At 67.1% G+C, this 438-nt stretch carries 2 protein-coding genes; both read left to right on the top strand.

Annotation, left to right across the window (positions count from 1 at the left end; translation table 11 throughout):
* Positions 1 to 286: hypothetical protein (locus RKE29_RS30480; protein WP_312008919.1), on the top strand; the 286-nt coding region annotated here is incomplete at its 5' end.
* 14 nt (positions 287 to 300) lie between these two features.
* A partial coding sequence (locus RKE29_RS30920; RefSeq protein WP_369016077.1) for a polyketide synthase docking domain-containing protein occupies positions 301 to 438 on the top strand: 138 nt, incomplete at its 3' end.

Consider the following 438-nt stretch of genomic DNA (forward strand, 5'->3'; position numbering starts at 1 on the left):
CGCCACCCTGGTCTTCGACCACCCGACACCGCTGGCCATCACGCGGCTGCTCCTGTCCGAACTGGGCGCCGACGCGGCGGAACCGCTCATCGACCAGGAACTGAAGAAGCTCGAAGGCATGCTCGCCGAGATCACGGCCAGTGAGCAGCAGCGCGTGGCAGGCCAGCTCCGCGCCCTCCTGGCCGCCATCACCGACGGCGGACAGAACACGAGCGAACGGATCGAAGCGGCCACCACCGCCGACGAGGTCTTCCAGTTGATCGACGCCGAGTTCGGCGAGGCATGACGGGGAAAATGAACATGAGCGCTGAAAGCACCGATCCGCAGCAGGAAAAGCTCGTCCGGTACCTGAAGCGGATGGCCGTCGATCTGAACGAGACCCGGGCGCGGCTGCGGGAGTACGAGGACCGGGCGAGCGAGCCGCTGGCGATCGTCGGC

Source organism: Streptomyces sp. B1866 (genome assembly GCF_031932565.1).
Lineage (GTDB): Bacteria > Actinomycetota > Actinomycetes > Streptomycetales > Streptomycetaceae > Streptomyces.